The 17,402-nt window shown below is 60.4% G+C and carries 14 protein-coding genes and 1 pseudogene; 5 read left to right on the forward strand and 10 right to left on the reverse strand.

Going from position 1 to position 17,402, the window contains the following annotated elements; all coding sequences use genetic code 11:
• Window positions 1-10: 10 nt before the first annotated feature.
• From ACF0H7_RS06675 to ACF0H7_RS06715, 9 genes and pseudogenes are all read right to left on the reverse strand, one after another.
• The gene (locus ACF0H7_RS06675) at window positions 11-694 is read right to left on the reverse strand and encodes a peroxiredoxin-like family protein (protein ID WP_397451995.1); all 684 of its coding nucleotides are present in this window, start codon (window positions 692-694) and stop codon (window positions 11-13) included.
• Window positions 691-2,034: an LLM class flavin-dependent oxidoreductase gene (locus tag ACF0H7_RS06680; RefSeq protein WP_397451996.1), complete on the reverse strand. Its 1,344-nt coding sequence runs from the start codon at window positions 2,032-2,034 to the stop codon at window positions 691-693. The genes ACF0H7_RS06675 and ACF0H7_RS06680 overlap by 4 nt, the downstream gene beginning before the upstream one ends.
• Before the next feature lie 36 nt (window positions 2,035-2,070).
• Window positions 2,071-3,049, reverse strand: a pseudogene (locus tag ACF0H7_RS06685) (ABC transporter substrate-binding protein).
• Window positions 3,050-3,063: 14 nt separating this feature from the next.
• Window positions 3,064-3,426 (reverse strand): ferredoxin family protein, encoded by a 363-nt coding sequence (locus ACF0H7_RS06690; protein WP_397451997.1) that lies wholly within the window; start codon window positions 3,424-3,426, stop codon window positions 3,064-3,066.
• On the reverse strand, window positions 3,423-5,015 hold the full coding sequence (locus tag ACF0H7_RS06695; RefSeq protein WP_397451998.1) for an FAD-dependent oxidoreductase: 1,593 nt from the start codon (window positions 5,013-5,015) through the stop codon (window positions 3,423-3,425). The genes ACF0H7_RS06690 and ACF0H7_RS06695 overlap by 4 nt, the downstream gene beginning before the upstream one ends.
• A gap of 339 nt (window positions 5,016-5,354) precedes the next feature.
• Window positions 5,355-7,829: a TonB-dependent receptor plug domain-containing protein gene (locus tag ACF0H7_RS06700; RefSeq protein WP_397451999.1), complete on the reverse strand. Its 2,475-nt coding sequence runs from the start codon at window positions 7,827-7,829 to the stop codon at window positions 5,355-5,357.
• A gap of 114 nt (window positions 7,830-7,943) precedes the next feature.
• On the reverse strand, window positions 7,944-8,822 hold the full coding sequence (locus tag ACF0H7_RS06705) for a TauD/TfdA dioxygenase family protein (protein WP_397452000.1): 879 nt from the start codon (window positions 8,820-8,822) through the stop codon (window positions 7,944-7,946).
• A gap of 127 nt (window positions 8,823-8,949) precedes the next feature.
• On the reverse strand, window positions 8,950-10,533 hold the full coding sequence (locus tag ACF0H7_RS06710) for a rhodanese homology domain-containing protein (RefSeq protein WP_397452001.1): 1,584 nt from the start codon (window positions 10,531-10,533) through the stop codon (window positions 8,950-8,952).
• A complete protein-coding gene (locus tag ACF0H7_RS06715; protein ID WP_397452002.1) occupies window positions 10,530-11,135 on the reverse strand; it encodes a cysteine dioxygenase in 606 nt (201 codons plus the stop codon). The genes ACF0H7_RS06710 and ACF0H7_RS06715 overlap by 4 nt, the downstream gene beginning before the upstream one ends.
• A 287-nt stretch (window positions 11,136-11,422) precedes the next feature.
• Here ACF0H7_RS06715 and ACF0H7_RS06720 point away from each other — a divergent pair, with 287 nt between their 5' ends.
• Both ACF0H7_RS06720 and ACF0H7_RS06725 read left to right on the forward strand, forming a co-directional pair.
• Window positions 11,423-12,316 carry a LysR family transcriptional regulator gene (locus ACF0H7_RS06720; protein ID WP_397452003.1) on the forward strand — a complete coding sequence of 298 codons (894 nt, stop codon included), beginning with the start codon at window positions 11,423-11,425 and terminating at the stop codon, window positions 12,314-12,316.
• Window positions 12,317-12,436: 120 nt separating this feature from the next.
• A complete protein-coding gene (locus ACF0H7_RS06725) occupies window positions 12,437-13,237 on the forward strand; it encodes a class II aldolase/adducin family protein (protein ID WP_397452004.1) in 801 nt (266 codons plus the stop codon).
• 120 nt (window positions 13,238-13,357) lie between these two features.
• On the opposite strand, the gene ACF0H7_RS06730 is transcribed toward ACF0H7_RS06725, so the two are convergent.
• Window positions 13,358-14,446: an LLM class flavin-dependent oxidoreductase gene (locus ACF0H7_RS06730; protein WP_397452005.1), complete on the reverse strand. Its 1,089-nt coding sequence runs from the start codon at window positions 14,444-14,446 to the stop codon at window positions 13,358-13,360.
• A gap of 228 nt (window positions 14,447-14,674) precedes the next feature.
• On the opposite strand from ACF0H7_RS06730, the gene ACF0H7_RS06735 reads away from it, so the two are divergent.
• From ACF0H7_RS06735 to ACF0H7_RS06745, 3 genes are read left to right on the forward strand one after another with little or no spacing between them, the layout of a single operon-like run.
• Window positions 14,675-15,535: an ABC transporter permease gene (locus ACF0H7_RS06735; protein ID WP_397452006.1), complete on the forward strand. Its 861-nt coding sequence runs from the start codon at window positions 14,675-14,677 to the stop codon at window positions 15,533-15,535.
• A gap of 2 nt (window positions 15,536-15,537) precedes the next feature.
• On the forward strand, window positions 15,538-16,311 hold the full coding sequence (locus ACF0H7_RS06740; RefSeq protein WP_397452007.1) for an ABC transporter ATP-binding protein: 774 nt from the start codon (window positions 15,538-15,540) through the stop codon (window positions 16,309-16,311).
• A 46-nt stretch (window positions 16,312-16,357) separates the two neighbouring features.
• On the forward strand, window positions 16,358-17,365 hold the full coding sequence (locus tag ACF0H7_RS06745) for an ABC transporter substrate-binding protein (RefSeq protein WP_397452008.1): 1,008 nt from the start codon (window positions 16,358-16,360) through the stop codon (window positions 17,363-17,365).
• Window positions 17,366-17,402: the final 37 nt, after the last annotated feature.

Genomic DNA, 17,402 nt, shown 5'->3' on the forward strand with positions numbered 1-17,402 from the left:
TCTTCCCTTCTCAAATCGCGATCGGCAGCGTGTGTTGCGCCAGCGCTGCCTTGACTGCGGCAAGGATCGGCCCCGCCTCGGTACGCACCAGCCAGTCGGGACTGACGTCGGCGAAGGCGACCACGCCGTTGCCATCGAGCACCACCACGGTCGGCTGCGGCAACTCCCAAGTCCCGGTGCCGGTCACTTCACCGATACCGCCGCCCTTGCTCAACGACGCCTGACGCGAGGCGTCGTCAAAGCTGTAGAGAATCCCCAGACGTCGACCCAGCGCGTTGTCCTTGTCGCTGGCCACCAGCAGTTCCAGGGCGTGACGCTGTTTGATCTCAACCAGCTTTTCCGGCACTTGCGGGCTGACAGCCACCAAGGGCACGCCCAGCGCTTTCAACTGTGGGAACAGTTGCCGTTCGTAGTAAGGCAGGGCGATATTGCACGCAGGGCAACCGGCGAAGCGGAAGAAGATCAAGACCGCTGGGCCATGAGTGATGAGTTGCTCGCGGCTCAACACTCCCCCGTCAACGTTGAGCAGTTCGAAGGGCTCTATGTGATCGCCGGCCCTGACAAAGCGCTCATGGTCGGCGGTTTCGACCAGGTGTCGACGCTGATCGATATTGATCTTCAGGCTTTCCGCTGCCCAGCTGGCGACGCGTTCGGCGTGCAGGTCGGCCAACTGTCGGTTCAGGGATTCGCTCATGCTACGGCCTCCTCAACTGATTCGGCCGACGTGGCGTTGCGATTGACCGGTACGTCCAGAGCGAAATGCTCGCGCAAGGTCGAACCGCTGTAGTCGCTGCGGAACAGTCCGCGTTGTTGCAGCACAGGCACCACCAGCTCGGTGAAATATTGCAGGCCGTCCGGCAGCACCGAGTTGATGATGAAGCCGTCAGCGGCGCCGGTTTCGAACCAGTGCTGAATCGCGTCGGCGACTTGCTCTGGGGTGCCGACGAACTCGCGGCGTGGGCGGGAGAAATACAGCGCCACGTCACGCAGGGTCAGGTTTTTCTCCTTGGCCAGTTGCTTGATGCGGTCCGACGAGCCCTTGTGGCTGTTGGCGCCCAAGTCACCGAGGTCGGGGAACGGCGCGTCGAGATCATGCACGGTGAAGTCGTAATCGTTGAAAGGCCGACCCAGCGCGACGATGGCGTCTTCGATGCTGACCAGTTCCACCGCCTGTTGATAACGGCTGTCCACTTCGGCCTGATCGCGGCCGACAATCGGCCGGATGCCCGGCAGGATCGACAGTTGATCAGCGTCACGGCCGAAGCCTTTGGCGCGTTTCTTCAGGTCTTGATAGTAAGCCTGGGCTTCCTCGAACGACTCGGCACCGACAAAGATCGCGTCGGAATTTTCAGCAGCAAAGTTACGCCCATCTTCGGAAGTTCCAGCCTGGAAAATCACCGGCTGGCCTTGTTTCGAGCGCGAGATATTCAACGGCCCTTTGACTGAGAAAAACTCGCCCTTGTGGTTCAGCGCATGCAGCTTGCCGGGGGTGAAGAATTCGCCGGTCTGCTTGTTACGGGCGAAGGCGTCGTCTTCCCAGGAATCCCACAGGCCCTTGACCACCGCCACATGTTCCTTGGCGATGCGGTAGCGCACCGGGTGCGGCGGGTGTTCGGCTTTACCGAAGTTGTCGGCGGTGCCGCTGAGCCACGAGGTCACCACGTTCCAACCGGCGCGACCGCCACTGATGTGGTCCAGCGAGGCGAACTGGCGGGCGACCTGGAAGGGTTCGGTGTAGCTGACGGTCACCGTCGCCACCAGACCGATGTTCTCGGTGACGGCCGCCAGCGCCGACAGGATGGTCAGCGGCTCGAAACGGTTGAGGTAATGCGGGCTGGATTTCTCGTGGATGTGCAGGCTGTCGGCGATGAACACAAAATCGAATTTCGCTGCTTCAGCCAAGTGCGCCTGCTGCTTATAAAAGCCGAAATTGACGCTGGCATCGGTCTGCGCATTGGGATGGCGCCATTCGCCCCAGCCATGACCTACGCCGTGAACCATGGCGCCGAATTTAAGTTGACGTTGCTTGCTCATGATCGTGCTCCTGCAGTCGAGTTTCGGAAAGTGGGGTTACTGAGCGGCTTGAGAAACTTGCGCCTGTGCTGCGTTGAAGCTTTTGTCGAAGCCTTGGGAGACGTCGATGTGTTTGGTCAAAATGCCTTCTTCCTGATAAATGTCCGCGGTGCCTTGCAGGCCCTTGATCACGCTGTCGCTGATCTCTACGCGCTGCATTTTTGTGTTCTTCGCCAGCGGACAAATGCACCTCAAGCGGCAGGCCGGTGACCTGTGCCTGAGCGGCGGCGTATTCGTCCGGGTGGGCGTTGGTCCATTGGTAGGCGCGGTCCACCCGAGCGACAAAGTCCTCAAGCTGTTGGCGTTTGTCGGCAATGGCCTTGCTGGTCGCGGCCAGGTACAGGTGGTTGGTCAGCAGTTGTTCGCCGCTGACCAATACCTTGGCCTGATTCTGGGAGATGGAAATCGTGGTGTAGGGGTCCCAGGTCGACCAGGCATCGGCGTCGCCGCTGTCCAGCAACAGGCGAGACTCGCTGGGCATCAGGTAAATGAAGCTGACGTCGCTGGTCTTCAGGCCGGCTTCACGCAACGCCTTGATCGCCAGGAAATGGCCGATGGACCCGCGAGTGGTGACGATGCGTTTGCCCTTGAGGTCGCTGACCTTGTTCAAGGGCGAGTTTTTCGGCGCGAGGATCGCGGTGGTGTAGCGGCCCTGGGCGTGAATGATCCCGACCACTTTCAATTGCGCACCGGCACCGAGGGCAAACACGTAAGGCGCATCGCCGAGGGCGCCGATATCCACGGCGCCGGCGTTGAGTGCTTCACCCAAGGGCGCAGCGGCCGGGAATTCGGAAAACTGAATCTCGTAGGGCACGTTCTTCAACTCGCCCGAGACTTGCAATAGCACCTTGATCGAGGACTTTTGGTTGGCCACCAGCAACGGTTGCAGCTCGGCAGCCTGGGTAGTCTGACCGATGGACAGCGCCAGTAATGTGCCCAGCAACAGTCGAGTGAGTAGCGGTCTGTGAAATGACATAGGGCTTCCTTTGGTCAAGGTTTGAGAGTCGTTGCGGCACCGCGCGCCAGGGCGAAAATCCCGTCCATGCGCCAGTGCTGATTGGGGTATCGCGGGTCGTTGGCCCATTCGTTCCAGCCGGAGTCGCGGCGGTATTGGCCGAGTAATCCGCTGTCGCGTATGGCCTGCGGATCAAGGGCGCGGGGCTGTTCGCAGTCGGGGTCGACGTAGAGCGCATCGCGCTGGCAATACAGCTCGCAGAGGAAGCAGGTCTGGCACGCCGACTGCTCGCGAATCGACGGCGCGCCGCTTGGGCTTAACGCCAGGGCGTTGGTCGGGCAGACCTCGACGCATTGGCCGCAGCCGTTGCACAGGTCGGAATAAATCAACTCGATCATGCCGCGGCTCCTGCACTGGATGTCGGGTCGAAGCGGCTCCACAGATGGTCCAGACCACCCACGCGCAGGTGGGCGTCGAAACGCGGATTCTGCTGCGGGGTGTCACTGCGCTGGTGCATGCCACGACTTTCCCGGCGTTGCTCGGCAGCGCTGTAGCACCAGCGTGCAGTCGCCGCCATGGCCACGATTTCGCGGGCGCGTAACGGGTTTTGATCGGTGCCCAGCGATGCGCTGCGCACCTGATCCCACACCGAGTTCAACGCCTGCAATGAGCGATTGAGCTGCTCGCCGGAACGAAACAGGTTCTTGTCCAGCGGATGAACCTCAGTCTGAATGCGCTGGATCAAGCTCGGGATATCTGCGGGGGTGGCAGCATTGCGGCGGTTCAGGCCGAAGCCTTGAAAGCCAGTGAGGTTGCCCGGTTGGCTTGCGCGTTCACGGGCCAGGCGGGCTGCGCCACGACCGGCCCATTGCCCGGACGACAGCGCCCAGGCGGAATTCTGTGCACCGCCGCCCGAGGTCGCGCCGGCAATCGGCTCGCGGCTGGCGGCATCCCCGGCGGCGAACAGGCCGGGTACGGTGGTTTGGCAACTGTCGTCGATCACCCGCAGGCCACCGACACCACGGATGGTGCCCTCGGCGTGCAAAGTGACAGCGAAGCGCTGGCGATAAGGATCAATCCCGCGTCGATCAAACGGCAGCATCAGGTTCGGCTGGATGGTCGGCAGTTGTCGGCGAATATTTTCTGGGACGCGATTCAGTCGGCAGTACACCGGCCCATCGATCAGCGCGCGGGCCAGGTCTTCGGTAAAGGTCGGGCCTTGGTTGATCGGCAGTTGACGGTCAGCTTCGTCGAAATAATCGCCGAAGCTGTACACCATCGACCGGCTCATGCTGCTGCCCGCCGCCGCGATGCCGTAGTAGTTGGAAAACTCCATCCCCGACAACTCAGCCCCGGCTTCGACCGCCATCAGATAGCCGTCGCCCGTGTTGGTATGGCAGCCCAGCAGCCGCGACAAAAACGCACAACCGCCGGTCGCCACCACCACCGCTTTCGCTCGCACCTGCCAGTCGCCCCCAGCCTGACGCCGCCAGCCGCGCGCGCCGGAAATCACGCCGTGCTGATCGCGTAACAACTCAAGGGCAGGGCTGTGGTCGAGGATGGTCACGCCGCTGTCCTCCACCAGACGGCGCAGGCCACGCAAATACTCAGGGCCGCGCAAGCCGCGATACTGAGTAATACCGGCTTCGTCCTGAGGAAAATCGTAATAACCGGCCAGGCTCGGCAAACTGTTCCAGGTGGTGTCGAGGGCGCGGGCCATCCAGCGCGGGTCGGCCAGACCGTAAGCAATCGACAGGCGTTTGCCAATCGCCGCTTCACGGGCCTCGGCGTGCGGCGGCACCCACCAGTGGCCAGGTCCGGCAGTGGCAGTCACGCCGCTGGTGCCACAGAAACCCTTGTCCACCAGCACCACCCGAACACCTTCACGCGCAGCGGCAACGGCAGCCCACGTCCCGGCCAGCCCACCGCCGATGATCAACACATCGGCGGTCAAGTCCAGTAATGGAGAGTATTTAGAACGGGACATGCGGTATTGCTCCAGGTGAAGGTTTGGCAGTCAGCGGCCTCCACCTGGAGAAAGGGGTCGGTCTGGTATTGAAGTTATGCCTATAAGAAATGGATTGGAAGTATCGTTTGGTTATAAGCTAATTATGTATTTTGGTGATTTTGCGGTGGTCTAATATTAATAATATGCATCATGTTTTTGGAGATATATGCAGTAGTACCCGTAGCGGCGGTGTGCACGCAACCTATGCAACACCACACCCCTATAGGAGCTGCCGAAGGCTGCGAATGGCCTTAAAACGCGGTGCGGATTCCGGCGTCTTCGCAGCCTTCGGCAGCGCCTACAGAACCATGGCGTGCCTCAGAAGTTGTACGCCAACCGCGTGTAGTAATACGACCCGCCAAACCCGAACGGCGAGAACTGTCCGTATTTATAAGCGCCGGCCCAGTCCTGAATGCCCTTTTTATCCGGGTAAACGTTGAACAGGTTGTTCGCGCCCAGGGCGACGGTCAGGTGTTTGCTCAGGTCGTAGGCGAGGTCGAGGTCGGTGATCCATTTGGCTGAGAATTTGCGGTCGTTGATCGGGTTGTTGTCGCCTTCGGTGTAGCTGCCGAAGCGGGTGACGGCGAGGTTGACGTTGTAGTCGGTGACTTTCCAGTCAGAGGCGAGGATCAGTTTCGACTGCGGGGTGGCGACGGTCAGGTCTTTTTGCAGGCGGCGGTCGAACAGTTGGTATTGCGGCCCGAGGCTGACCAGTTCTGATGGGTTGGCCTCCATGCGTTCGATTTTGGTCTGGTTCCAGTTGTAGGCCGCGCTCCATTTCACTTGCCCGTATTTGCCCAGTTGCTGGCGGAACTCGTTGACGATGTCCACGCCTCGGGTGCGGGTGTCGACGGCGTTGGCGTAGTACTGCGCGTACAGCGACGGCGCGAGGCCGTTGGCGACGAGGATTTGCGACACGGCTGGCCCGCCGAGCAGGCTGGTGGAGACGATGCGGTCGCGGATGCCGATTTGGTAGAAGTCGGTGGTCAGTCGGTAGTTATCCACAGGCTCGTAGGTGAAACCGAAGCTGTAGTTGGTCGACTTCTCGGGCTTGAGTTTTTTCGCGCCGAGGGCCTGGGCTTCCGGAGTGTCCACCGGCAGCACTTTGACGGGCACCGACACCAGTTCGCCATTGACCACGCCGCCGGAGGTGAAGGTCGATGAGGAGTAGATGGTCTGCGCCAGCGACGGTGCGCGGAAGCCGTTGTTGATGGTGCCGCGCAGCGCCAGGCCTGGGGCGATTTCATAGCGGGTGGAGAACTTGCCGCTCCAGGTGCTGCCGATGTCCTGGGTGTAGTGCTCGTAACGCCCGGCGACGCCGACGTACAACTTGTCGGTGAGGTCGGTGCCGAGGTCGAAGTAGCTGGCGACGTTGTTGCGGCTCATGCTGCCGGCGTCGGCGGGGCTGGTGCCGTTGTAGGAGGCCAACCCCGGCAATGGCGTTTGTCCGGCGTACGGGCCGCTGGGCAGCACGTAGTTGCCGGGGGTGTAGCTGTCGAAGTCGCCAGGGTCGATTTCGTAGCGTTCGAAGCGGTGCTCGAAGCCGAACGAGGCTTGTAGCGGGTTCTTCAGGCCGATGTTGAAGCTGCGGCTGAAGTCGAGGTTGTTGGTCCACTGGTCGAAGATTTGCGAGGCGAGGTTGAACGAGGTCGGGCTGGTCGGCCCCAACGACGGGTTCAAGGTGTTGGCGGCGTTCAGCACCGAATCGTCCTCGCCCCAGGTCGAGCTGACGTCGTAGTTCCAGCCGCCAATATCGCCCTTGAAACCGCCCGCCACCTGAAAGTCATTGGTGCGGTTGCGGCGCTGGGCGTGGATGCCGTCGGGGTAAGGCGTGTTCGGATCGCCGGCCAGCGAGGTGATGTCGTTGGGTTTGTAGTTGCCGGTGACCTTGGTGGTCTCCATGTAGCTGAAAGTGGAGAACGAGTAGAACTTCGCGCCGTCCTGCAGCGGCACTTCCAGGTTGTAGCTGCCGTTGGTGACCTTTTCCCGACCGAGCCCGTAACTCGGGTTCCAGCCATGCCGGTCGACAGTTTGGTCGCGCGGATCAGGGTGCCCCGGCGTGCCATAGAGCTGGCCGGTGGCGCTGCCGGTGCGGTTGAAAGGTTCCTGTTCCTTGGTGTCCAGTGCCAGGTTGAGGAAACCGTCGTTGGGCATCGTGGTGCCGTAGTTGGCGGTCTGGTGAATGGTGTCGCCATCGCCGCTGCCATAACGGCCGAAGCTGGTTTCGGCACTGCCGCCGTGGTCGGTTTCCTTGAGGATGATATTGATCACCCCGGCGATGGCGTCCGAGCCGTATTGCGCCGAGGCGCCGTCGCGCAGCACTTCGATGTGGTCGATGGCCGACACCGGAATCAGGTCGAGGTTGACTGGCACTGCGGCGGTGCCGATCCGCGCCAGGTTGTTGATCAGCGCGGTGTTGTGTCGGCGTTTGCCGTTGACCAGCACCAACACCTGATCGCCGGACAGGCCGCGCATGGTCACCCCGCGCACCGACCACGAGGTGCCGCCACCGTTGATCGCTGGCAGGTTAAACGAGGGCAGCAGCCGCGCCAGTATTTCCTTGAGCCCGACCTTGCCGGTGGCTTGCAATTGTTCGGCGGTAATCACGTCGATGGGCGACGGGCTGTCGGCCACGGTGCGCGGTTGCCCGCCACGATTGCCGGTGACCACCACGGTATTCAGGGTCGGATCGCTGTCGGTTTCAGCCGCTTGCAGCGGAAGGCTGCTGGCCAGCAGGCTGAGGGCGGCGTAGGCCATGTAATCGTTGTTCTTGCGGGACGTTATGGCAGGCATGGAACGGCTTCCTTGGTGTTGCTCTTGAGCGTTTTGCGCACACACCGACCCCTTCGCAGTGAAATGCGAATCGCGAAGGGGGTGGTTCAGCGTTGGGAGTGGTGAGGCTTTAGATCACGCGACGTTGGGGCGTCTTACGCGATGCGGGATATCGTCGTACGCGATCAACACCCGTTCCATGCGCCGTGGGTAGTCGCCATAGTTGTAGACCGGGTAATGCAAGGTGGCGCGGTTGTCCCAGAACGCGATGGAGTGTTCGCGCCATTTGAAACGCACCTGATGCTCGGGCTTGCTGACTTCCAGCAACAAACGCTCAATCAACTGTTTGCTGCGTTCCGGCGCCCAACCAATCACCGAAGGGTTTTGCGAAAAGTTGATGAACAGGCTGTCTTCGCCGGTTTCGGGATGGGTGCGTACCAAGGGATGGGCAAGGATCGGGTAGTCGAAGCCGACCTGATCCAGTGACTTCTTGAAATCATGCACCACGTAAAGACTGTCGATTTCCTGCTTCAGCTCGTCCGGCAAGGCGTGATAGACCGCTGCCGTGTCGGCCCACAGCGTGTCACCGCCAATCTCGGGCAAATCCACCGCGCGCAAAATGGCGCCGAGGGTCGGCTGCAATAGCCAACTGGTGTCGGTGTGCCAACGGCCGCTGGTACGCGGGCCGTACAGCTTGCGCTCGTCCTGGGCCTGGATCAGATGCGCGTGGGGCCGGGTCGGATCATTTTGTTGGGTGGTCGGGTGCACGTACAGCTCACCGAACTCCTGGGCGAAGGCGATCTGCTGCGCGGTATTGATTGGCTGGTCGCGGAAGAAAATCACTTTGTGTTCCAGCAGCAGCGCGCGAAGCTCGCCGCGTTGCGCCGGGGTAATCGGTTGGCTGAGATCGATGCCGGAAATTTCCGCACCGATGGTCGGCTCGAGACGAGTGACCTGTAGGGTGCGAGCTGGCTGGACGGCAAGGGGAGTGTGCGACGCTAAAACTGCAGACATGGGGATGGAACCTCTCGTGGTTGTTGTTCAGTAACCTCCGCCTGGAGAGGGGTCGGGTAGGGAGTGCGCTATTGGGATGTAGCCGGGGTGAAGCGACGCGGTGGGATTCACCGCGCCGTGTTGTCGGTCAAATCACATGGAAGCCGTGGGTGCCGTCGCGCCCGAGTTGCTCGACCAGACCGAATTCCCAGTCCAGATAAGCTTGCATGGCTTCGCGCGGTGCATCGGTGCCCTCATACGGCCGGCGATAGCGGTCGATACGTGGCGAGGCCAGCTGGCTTTCGCCGCTCTCGGCGGCAAACCCGGCGGCGAACCAAGTGCCGCTGCCGCCTTGCAGCAGGAACACCGGTTTGCCGGTCAACGCTTCGACCTCGGCCACCGCCAGACGCGCCAGACGGCTGCTGCCGCAAGTCAGAACGTAGCGTGAAGCCGCCGGAATGTTGTTCAGGGCGTCCTGCAATTGGCTGCGCAATACCCACCAGGCGCCGGGAATGTGCTGTTTGACGTAGTTGGCGCTGGTGGTGAAATCCAGCACGGCGACATCGCCCTGTAGGCGCCAGTCGGCGAGGGTTTGTGCACTGATTTCTTCGGCTTGATGCGGTGCTGGAATCGGCGCGTTCCATTCGCCTTTCTCGCTGAAATCGGCAGCGTTCAAGCCATCGACCACGAACACGTCCCAACCCAATTGCGCCAGCCATGAGGCCGACATATTGGCGCGCACGCCATCGTTGTCGACCAATACCAGGCGCGCACCGCGCACGCTGGCGAAGTGATCGGTTTCTTGCACCAGTTGTCCGCCCGGCGTCGAGCGCGCGCCCGGCAAGTGACCGTCAGCGAATTCTTCCGGGGTGCGGACATCGAACAGGTACGTGCTGCGCGTGAGGTCGGCTTGCCAGCGTTTCAGCTCGGCGTGGCTGGCGCGCTGTACGCGTGCTTTGTCGGCCACTTTGCGTGCATCGGCGCTGGCCTGTTCGCGAGTGTCTTCGCCCACTTCAGAGAAGCGTCGCGCCTGGCCGTGGTCCAGGGTTTGACCGGCCAGCAGCCAGCCGATGGTGCCGTTGCGCAAGGCCGAGATCGGGTTCGGCAGGCCGGCGTTGACCAGCGATTGGGTGCCGATGATGCTGCGGGTACGGCCCGCGCAGTTGACGATGATCCGCGTGCTTGGGTCAGGCGCCAGTTCGCGGGCGCGCAACACCAGTTCGGCGCCGGGTACGCTGATGCCGCTGGGGATGCTCATGGTTTGGTATTCGTCGTAACGGCGCGCGTCCAGCACCACCACGTCAGCCTTGGCGTTGATCAAGGCCAGCACTTCTTCGGCGGCCAGCGAGGGCGTGTGACGCTGGCTTTCCACCAGTTCGCCAAAGGCTTTGCTCGGCACGTTGACGTCGATAAACAGCTCGCCGCCGGCATCACGCCAGCCTTGCAAGCCACCTTCCAGCAGGCGCACATCGCTGTAGCCGAGTGCCTGCAAGCGTTGTACGGCGATATCCGCCAGGCCTTCGCCGTTGTCATACACAGTGACCGCGGTGTCGCGCCGAGGAACGCGCGAGAAAATTTCCAGTTCGAGCTTCGACAGTGGAATGTTGGCTGCAAACAATGGGTGCGCTTCGGCGAACGGTGCTTCTTCGCGAACATCGACCAGCGCCAGTTCTTGGTGGGCCAGTAACGCGCGGCGGATGTCGCTGAAAGATCGGGTGGCAACCTTGCTCATGCTTGGCTCTCTTTAGACAGGTCCCAGATATTCGGGAGAACGGTATTGGAATAACCGGAAATGAATGGTTTTTCAGTGCCGTCGGGCAGGTACACCGCGCGCCGTACCGCGCCGATGTTGGCACCGTACACGTGAATGCTGATCGACACTTGGTCGCTGAAGGCGTTATGAACTTGATGGATATCGTTGCTGCGCGGTGACAGCGCTTCAACATGACCGGGCTCCAGACGAATCGCCGGGCCTTCTTTCTCAAGGCTGCCATTCGGGCTGCGGGCATAGCCCTGAGAGAATTCGGCGCCGCGCAACATGCCAATCAAACCCCAGACCCGGTGATCGTGAATCGGCGTGCTTTGGCCTGGGCCCCAGACAAAACTCACCACGGAAAACCGTTGGCGCGAATCGGCGTGCAGCAGGAATTGTTGATAACGCTGCGGATCGGGCTGCGCATAGTCATCGGGCAGCCAGTCGTCGAAGCTGATCAGTTGCGTCAGCAGTTTGCCGCCGCGATGCAGCAGGTCGCCCTCGCGAGGGTTGCTGTCGATCAGTTCGGCGAGTGCGCCGATGAAGGCCCTGAGTCGTTCCGGGTGTCGGGTCTGGGTCATGTCTGTTCCGAAGCCAGTGCTTACGTTGGTTTTAGAAATATAAACATAATGCTGGCGGTTAATATGCTATTTTTTAATGATTAGGTTATAACGAAAACGCATTTAATTCCTTTTTTGCACAATCCTTGTAGGAGCGGGCTTGATCGCGATCAGCTTGATGCGGTGGGTCAGCTAGATCGCTATCGCGGGCAAGCCCGCTCCTACAGGGGATCTGTGCTTTGCAGAATTCAGGGATTGGAATTATGCTTTTTCGATATCTCCAAGGCCTTTTACTATGTGCGGTCCGAATGAAAATTGATGATATCGATGCCTTTGTCGCGGTGATTCGCTGTCAGTCCATCAGCCTCGCCGCCGATTCGCTGGACCTCACACAACCGGCCATCACCCGTCGGGTGCAGAATTTCGAGCAGGCGTTGGGGGTCGAGTTGTTCGATCGTAATACCAAACCGCTGAAGCCGACATCCATGGGCACGCAGGTGTATCAGAAATGTCTGTCGATCCTGCGGGAAATGGATGCGCTTCGGGAGTTGGTGGCCAGTGACACCCCCCCCAGCGGCGTGTTGCGCCTCGGTGTGCCGCAAACCATTGGCGACGTGATTCTGCTGGATGCGCTCAAGCACCTACGTGCAGAATTCCCCGATTTGCGTGCGCAGGTGGTCACCGGTTGGGGCAGCCACTTGATCGGCAAGATCGAGAAGGGCGAGCTGGATGCCGCTGCGGCATTGTTTCCTGCGGGGAAGATTTTTCCGGAAAACATCATCGGCGAATCCATCGGCAAGATGGAACTGGTGGTGGTCTGCGCCAAGGCCGCGCTGCCGAAAAAGCCGTGCAAGCTGGCCGACTGTTATGAACAGGGCTGGGTGCTCAACCCCGATGGTTGTGGTTTCCGCGCCGGCTTGCAGCGGACGTTGTCCGATCAGGGGCTGACGTTGAAGGTCAACCTGGAAACCTTCGGCACCGAGTTGCAGCTGGGGTTGGTCGCCGACGGTATGGGCCTGGGGTTGGTGCCACGACCGTTGCTGGAGCGCAGCGCCCACCGTGAACAACTGGCAGTGATGCCGCTCAAGGACTTCAGGCCGGTGATGGACCTGTGGCTGATGTACCCACGGTTCCTCGGTAACCTGCAAGGTGCCGTGGCATCGTTTGGCTCATTGGTCGCGAGTTCGCTGAAGCAGGCTTGAAGGCGATTCGATAATAAAAAAAATTAATAATTAGCTTAGATTAAAATGTCATTTTTAATGGGTTTCTTATGCGCTTAGGCTGTTCCCTTACGTCTATCAAGACCTACAGGGAGTCATGCCATGAGCAACGTCAGTTCTTTGCCCGTTCAGCACAACGAGTCGGGCGTCCGGGATCGGGTCAGCGCTGAAGAATGGGAAGTCCGGGTTGCGCTGGCTGCGGCCTATCGGCTGGCGGCACTCAAGCGCTGGACCGATCATATCTACACTCACTTCTCGGCGCGGGTGCCGGGGCCGGAAGAGCATTTTTTGATCAATGCCTTCGGCTTGCTGTTTGACGAAATCACCGCGTCGAACCTGGTCAAGGTCGACATCGACGGCACCATCGTTGATGACCCTACCGGTCTGGGCATCAACTACGCCGGTTATGTGATCCACAGTGCAATCCATGCCGCGCGCCACGACCTCAAAGCCGTGCTGCACACCCACACCCGCGATGGGATTGCCGTGTCGGCGCAGAAGGGTGGATTGCTGCCGATATCCCAGCACTCCATCGGCTTCTCGGGCCGGGTGGCGTATCACGGCTACGAAGGTGTCGCGTTGGACCTCGATGAGCGTGAGCGACTGGTGGCGGACTTGGGTGACAAGAGCGTGATGATCCTGCGTAACCATGGGTTATTGGCGGCGGGTGTCAGCGTCGAGCACGCGTTCCAGCAGCTGCAAACACTGGAGTACGCCTGCAACATCCAGATCGCTGCCCAGGCGTCGGGTAATGCCGAACTGATCTTTCCACCGGCTGAAGTGGTGGCCAAGGTGGAAGAGCAGGCCAAGGTGTTCAAAAGCGGGACTGGGCCGCATGTGGTGCGGCATTGGAATGCGCTGATTCGGCAGTTGGAGCGTACGGATACGGATTACAAGAATTGATGGGTGCCAAGTGGGCAGCCTTCGCCTGTAGGAGCTAACGTGTTAGCGAGCGGCTTGATGCGGTATGTCAGGCACACCGCCTCGCGAACAAGTTCGCTCCTACAAGGGATGTGCACCCAATCAGGCGACTTTTTCCTGGGCATCGCGCTCGCGCTTGGCGACCAACTCACGGGTCAGCGGAATCAGTTTGCGGCCGTAGTCGATGGCATCGTCCAGAGGATCAAAGCCACGGATCAGGAAGGTGGTAATCCCCAGGTCGTAGTAGTCGAGCAACGCTTCGGCCACTTGCTCCGGGGTGCCCACCAGCGAGGTGGAGTTGCCTTGGGCGCCGAGCAGTTCGGCAATGCCGGTCCACAGACGTTTATCCAGGCGCGCGCCTTGTGCTGCGGCAGCCAGTAAACGACGGGAACCTTCATTCGGTGGATCACGACGCACGAAGCCGTTGGTTTCGGCCAATGCCTTGGCTTTCTGCAGGATGCTGTCCGCTCGGGCCCAGGCTTTTTCTTCGGTCTCAGCCAGAATCGGCCGCAGCGACAAACTGAAACGAACCGTCCGACCATGTTTGGCGGCTTCGGCTCGCACCTGTTTCACCACGTCCCGCACTTGCTCGTAGGTCTCGCCCCACAACGCATACACATCAGCGTGCTTGCCGGCGACGGCAATGGCAGCCGGCGATGAACCGCCGAAATACAGTGGGATGTGTGGCAACTGCGGCGATTTCACTGCCGAATGCGCGCCTTCAAACTGGTAATAGGTGCCCTGATAGTTGAAAGGCTTTTCGCTGGTCCATTCCTGACGCACCACGTCGAGGTATTCATCGGTGCGCGCATAACGTTCGTCCTTGCCGATGTAGCTGCCATCCGCGCGCAGTTCCTCGTCATTGCCGCCGGTGATGATGTGCACGGCGGTGCGGCCCCCGTTGAACACGTCCAGGGTCGCGAACTGTCGAGCGGCCAATGTCGGCGCGATGAAGCCTGGTCGGTGGGCCACCAGAAATTGCAGGCGAGTGGTGACACTGGCGGCGTGAGCGGCGACAAAAGCGCTGTCGGGGCTATTGGAGTGGAAGGCCACCAAGGCGCGGTCGAAACCCGCTTCTTCATGGGCTTTGGCAACCTTTTCCACATACTCCGGCTGGATCGTTGGACCGCTGCGCGGGTGGATTTCCGATCCGGGTTGGGTGGCGATATAACCGATGAATTCAATACTCATGAACAACTCCTTCCAATGGTGAGACGACCTTGTGCCTGCAACATAGGGGGATCGGCGAAAGCTGTGAAATTCTATTTAGGTCTAAGTTAATTATAAAAAATATGCATTTTAGTGTTGTATAGAAATCAATAACTTTAACTATTAGGTTATTCCTAAAAAGAATTTCACTGAGGTTTTTTATGCGAATAGCATGGGGTGATCGCGCCATACCTTAAGGAAGGAAGCCTGATGTCCGACACCACCCTCGATACGCCACGCGCCGACACGGGCTTTTTCATCCTCAACAAAGCCGAGTCGGCGCGGGGTGTCGTCAGGCAAAAAGCCTGGCGCCTCCCCGGATTTGTCCTACGTCTGATCAGCCCGCTGGTGTTGCTGCTGTTGTGGGAACTGGCCTCGCGCGCGGGGTTGATTCCGAGCAGAGTCATCGCCGCGCCGTCGCAAATCGGTGACACGCTGTGGGCCATGATCATTTCCGGCGAGTTGGGCAAGCACCTGTGGGTGTCGCTGCAACGCGCGCTGCTGGGCTTGAGCATCGGGGTCAGCATTGGCGTGGTCGCGGCGCTGGTCAGCGGGCTGTCGAAGCGCGGCGAACTGATTCTGGATTCGCCGATGCAGATGCTGCGCACCATTCCGTCGCTGGCGCTGGTGCCGCTGTTCATTCTCTGGTTCGGCATCGGCGAATTCACCAAGATCGCGCTGATCGTCATCGGCACCACCTTTCCGGTGTACCTCAACCTGTTTTCCGGGATTCGCAACATCGACCCGAAACTGATCGAAGCCGCCAACACCCTGGGTCTCAATCGTCGCGAGCTGATTTGGCATGTGATCCTGCCGGGTTCGCTGCCGTCGTTTTTTGTCGGCCTGCGTTACTCGTTGGGCATCTCCTGGCTGGCGCTGGTGTTTGTCGAACAGATCAACACCACGGCCGGGATCGGCTTTCTCGCCAGCGACGCCCGAGACTTCATGCGCACCGACGTGATCGTCATCTGCCTGCTGATCTACAGCGTCCTCGGCCTGTTGATCGACGGCCTTATCCGCACGCTGGAGCGTTACGCGCTGGCCTGGCGACCTACTTTCGTGAGGAATTGAACATGGCTGCTCTCGACCTTCTGCACACCTCGGCTGCCCCCGTGCAATTGCGCAACGTGGTCCGCCAATTTGGCCAGCAACGGGTGATCGACGGCCTGGATCTGGACATTGCCCCCGGTGAGTTCGTGGCCTTGCTCGGCGCCAGTGGCTCGGGCAAAACCACGTTGCTGCGAACGTTGGCCGGGCTCGACAGCATCGACAGCGGCCAATTGCGCGTGCCATTGGCAAGGGCGGCGGTGTTCCAGGAACCGCGCCTGATGCCGTGGAAAAACGCGTGGAAAAACGTGGTGCTGGGGCTGCACATCGACAACGCCAAACAGCGCGCAACCGAGGCCTTGACTGAAGTGGGCCTGGCGCATCGCTTGAATGCCTTTCCCGCCACGCTCTCGGGTGGCGAGGCGCAGCGGGTGGCGTTGGCGCGAGGTTTGGTGCGTGAGCCGAAGTTGCTCTTGCTCGACGAACCCTTCGCCGCGCTGGACGCCTTGACCCGGATTCGCATGCACCAACTGATCATCGACCTGTGGCGCAAACATACGCCAGCGGTACTGCTGGTGACCCATGACGTCGACGAAGCGATTTTGCTCGCCGACCGGGTGATCGTACTTGCCGAGGGCAAGATCGCCGACGAAATCCACATTGAACTGCCACGCCAGCGGGATACCGGGCAGGCGGGTTTTCAAGCGATTCGTGCGCGGTTATTGGGCTTGTTGGGGGTTGAGGCGGGGCGGCGTGAAGAGCCGGTGCCGGAGAAGTTTTTGCGGTTTGCCAATGCCTGATGCAGTTCAGCGGGTGTTCTCTCTTTTATAACCAGGGTGTTTTTGCATGCTGTTGCACTTGTTAGCTCGTTGCACGTTTATTTTCGCGGCCTCGCTGATGCTGGTGGCCTGCGGTCCAAAACCCGAAAAAACCGCAGCAGTCTCGACGGCGGTGGATTGGTCGAAGGTCAAGCTGATCCTCGGTGATCAGGCCAAGGGCCTGCGCACCGTGGTCGAGGCCTCGAAAGCGCTGGACGGCGCACCGTATCAAGTGGAGTGGGCCAACTTTCAGGGGGCTGCGCCGTTATTTGAAGCCTTGCGGGCCGGGGCAGTGGATCTTGCACCCGCAGGGGACACACCGGTGCTGGCCGCTGCCACCGGCGGCGCTCCGTTGCGCATCGTCGCCGTGCGTCGCAGTCAATCGCGGGGCATCGCCATTCTGGTTCCCAAGGATTCCGTGATTCACAGCGTCGCTGATCTCAGGGGCAAAAACGTCATCATCTCTTCGGCTCGCGGCAGCATCTCGCAATACCTGGTGATTCGCGCCTTGGCCAACGCCGGGGTGAGTGAGTCGGAGGTGAACATCGGGTTTGTACTGCCAACCGATGCCTTGGCGGCGTTCAACGCGGGCAAGATCGAGGCCTGGGCAACGTTTGGTGTGTATCAGGCGTTTGCCGAGGAAGGGGGGGCGCGAGTGTTATTGAGTGGGGAGGGGATCAACACGGGTTTGACGTTCATCACCGCCTCGGACGAAGCCTTGTACGACCCGCTCAAGCGTCGGGCGCTGAACGATGTATTGCAGCGTTTTGCCAAGGCGTTCGAGTGGGCGCGCAGCCATCCGGATGAATACGCGCGGCTGTTCGCCCGGATCAACGACATTCCGTTGCCAGTGTCCCAGCGGTTGCATGGCTGGGGGATCGAGTCGTTGTTGCCGGTGGAGGCATCGGACGTGGTGGCGTTACAGGGCGTGGATGATTTATTCGTTGCGAAGAAAATATTTCCCCACGGCGTGGATGTTTCGACCCTGGTGGATCGTGAGGTGTTTGCCAAGACGGAGGGGGAGATTCTGCGTTAGAACCAGGTGATGCAAATTCTGAAATGCCAGCCTTCAC

The organism is Pseudomonas sp. NA-150 (assembly GCF_044336365.1).
In the GTDB taxonomy this organism is placed as follows: Bacteria; Pseudomonadota; Gammaproteobacteria; order Pseudomonadales; family Pseudomonadaceae; genus Aquipseudomonas.